The organism is Actinophytocola sp. (assembly GCF_035712165.1).
Lineage (GTDB): Bacteria > Actinomycetota > Actinomycetes > Mycobacteriales > Pseudonocardiaceae > DASYTH01.
In genome coordinates, this window is record NZ_DASTBH010000089.1 from 1 (window position 1) to 2,634 (window position 2,634).

Here is a 2,634-nt window from a genome sequence, read left to right on the forward strand (position 1 = left end):
GGCAAGGAAAACACCGAATGGATGGTCCATCCATTCGGGTTCGTGCCGGACCTACCCGGCCGCCGACAGCGGCAGGTCCAGCGTGTCGCCGGTCGCCGAGCGCAGCGCCGAGCGCATCGCCGGGCGCGGCGCCGGCCGGCCGGTGAACTGCTCGACCTGAGCGAAAGCCTGATGGAGCAACATGTCCAGGCCGGTGGCGATCCGGCCGCCGCGCCGCGACACGGCCTGGGCCAGCGCGGTCGGCCACGGATGGTAGATCACGTCCAGCACGCAGCCGGCCCGCGCCAGATCATCCACATCGGACTCGATGGCGGTCGCCGGCGCGGTGTTCACCAGGATCGCCGCACCGGCACACAACCTGCCGAAGTCGGCGTCGGCCCACCGCACCGCCCGCACCGGCAGCCGCACCCGGTCGGCACAGTCCCGCAGCTCACCGGCCCGGGCCGGATCCCTCACCACGACCTGAACCTGGCCCACGCCAAGCTCGGCTAGCGCGGCCACCGTCGCGCAGGCGGTGCCGCCCGCGCCGAGCACCACGGCGGTCGCATCGGCCACCGGCACGTAGCCGCCCGCGGCCCGCAGCGCGCCGGTGACCCCGTCCACGTCCGTGCAGTCCGCGAACCAGTCGCCGGAATCCTTGCGTACCAAGGTGTTCGCCGCACCAACCGCGTGCGCACGGTCGGTCGCGGCCGCCGCCACGCGCAGCGCGGCCCGCTTGCCGGGCATCGTCACCGACAGCCCCGCCCATTCGGCGCCGAGCGTGGCGACCAGGCCCGGCAGGCCCGCCTCGTCGCGTTCGATGCGCTCGTAGCTCCAGCCGGTCAGCCCGAGCGCCCGGTAGGCGGCCAGATGCAGCACCGGCGACAGCGAGTGGGCCACCGGCGAGCCGACCACTCCGGCCCGCCGAGGCTCAGTAGGCACCGTTGGCTTGGGCCTGCTCGACGTTCTGCTCATGCTGCCGGGCATTCTCGGCGAAGCACGACGTGCCGTCCTTCTGGCACCGGACGAAGTAGAGCCAGTTGCCGGCTTCGGGCTTGGTCGCCGCCTCGATCGCCTTCGCGCTCGGCGCCGAGATCGGCCCCGGCGGCAGACCCCTGGTCGCGTAGGTGTTGTAGGGCCCGGCGCGCTCCCGGTCCTCGGCCTTGGTGCGGATGTCCGGCCGGTCCAGCACGTAGTTCACCGTCGAGTCGTACTGCAGCGGCATGTCGTTGACCAGCCGGTTGTAGGTCACCCGGGACACCTTGCCGAAGTCCTTCTCGATGGCCTCGCGCTCGATCAGCGACGCCATGGTCAGCACCTGGTAGGGGGTGAAGCCGGTCTGCTCGGCGACCTTGGGCAGGCCGATCGCCTGCATCTGGGTGGCCGACTCCGAGATCACCTTCTGCCACAGCTCCTGGGCGGTGGATCCGGGCCGCACGTCGTAGACGCCGGGCACGATGAGGCCCTCGAGCCGGCGCTGCGGTTCGAGGGCGGCGGCCACCGGAACCGCCCACTCGGGCACCCCCAGCGCCGCGAGGTCGGCCGTCTTGGCCGTCTCGCGCAGCTCCTCCACCGGCACGCAGGTGCTCTTGCCGTTGAGCTCCGCGCACGAGGCGTCGGCCAGCCGCTGCACGATGCCCGGTTCGACCTTGCCGTCGCCCTTGGTGATGTCGTCGAGCTGCCAGCCGCCCCGGATCTCCAGCCGGCCGCGGCGCGACTCCGGGTCGAGGATCTGGGTGATCGCGTCCTTGGCCGACGTCTTGGTCTTCATGACGTAGTAGCCCGGCTGGATGCCGAGCACCTTCTGGTTGCCCTCGGCGGCCTTCACGAACGCCTTGTTGCTCGCCACCACACCGGCGTCCACCAGGCGGCCGGCGATGACGCCGGTGGACGCGCCGGTCGGGATCTCCACCACGACGTCCTGCTCGCCGGGTCCGGCGTAGTCGTCGTAGCCGTCGAGGTCGATGCCCAGGACCTGGGTGAGGCCGTACCACACGCCGGCGCCGATCAGGCCGAGAACGACCAGCGTGACCACCACCATGGTGATCTTGCGGCCGGCGCCGCGCCGGGGCTTGCGCCGCCGCCGGGCAGGCTGGCGCCGTCCGCGCTCGGCGTGCCGGTCACTGAACAGTCCGAGCTCGTCAGTCTCCACGTCGCCTCCGCAGCACGGCTGCCCGCGCATCCAGCCAGGCCTGCAGTATCTCAACCGCAGCCGCCTGGTCGACCACCGCACGTTGCCGTTTGCCACGCACGCCGCGCTCGCTGAGCATTCGCGACGCGCTCACCGTGGTCAACCGTTCGTCGGCAAGGCGCACCGGTACCGGGTCGATCCGGCCGGCCAGCGCTGCCGCATAGGCCACCGCCAGCTCCGCGGCCGTACCGTGCCGAGCAGCCAGCGTCCTGGGTAAACCGACCACCACTTCGACCACCTCGTACTCGACAACGAGCTCGGCCAGCCGGTTCAGGTCGCCGGCGGACCGTTCGTCGCGGGACAGCGTAACGAGCGGCGTGGCGAGGACCGGACCCGGATCGCTCAGCGCGACCCCGACCCGGACCGATCCGACGTCCACCGCGAGCCGCCGGCCCGGCCCGGGATCGGCGTCCCCGGGCCGGTCCGGACCGGTCGGCGTCACGGCAACGCGCAGGTCATCGGCC

General features: G+C 72.2%; 3 protein-coding genes. All 3 read right to left on the reverse strand.

All coding sequences use genetic code 11. The features are described 5' to 3' along the window. Positions 1–51: 51 nt before the first annotated feature. The 3 genes from VFO68_RS04735 to ruvX are packed head-to-tail and all read right to left on the reverse strand — an operon-like array spanning position 52 to position 2,612. Positions 52–954, reverse strand: coding sequence for a shikimate dehydrogenase (locus VFO68_RS04735; RefSeq protein ID WP_325156910.1), 903 nt, complete (start codon positions 952–954; stop codon positions 52–54). Next, positions 911–2,131: an endolytic transglycosylase MltG gene (gene mltG / locus VFO68_RS04740; RefSeq protein ID WP_325156911.1), complete on the reverse strand. Its 1,221-nt coding sequence runs from the start codon at positions 2,129–2,131 to the stop codon at positions 911–913. The genes VFO68_RS04735 and mltG overlap by 44 nt, the downstream gene beginning before the upstream one ends. Beyond that, on the reverse strand, positions 2,121–2,612 hold the full coding sequence (gene ruvX / locus VFO68_RS04745) for a Holliday junction resolvase RuvX (protein ID WP_325156912.1): 492 nt from the start codon (positions 2,610–2,612) through the stop codon (positions 2,121–2,123). The genes mltG and ruvX overlap by 11 nt, the downstream gene beginning before the upstream one ends. Between the last annotated feature and the right edge of the window lie 22 nt (positions 2,613–2,634).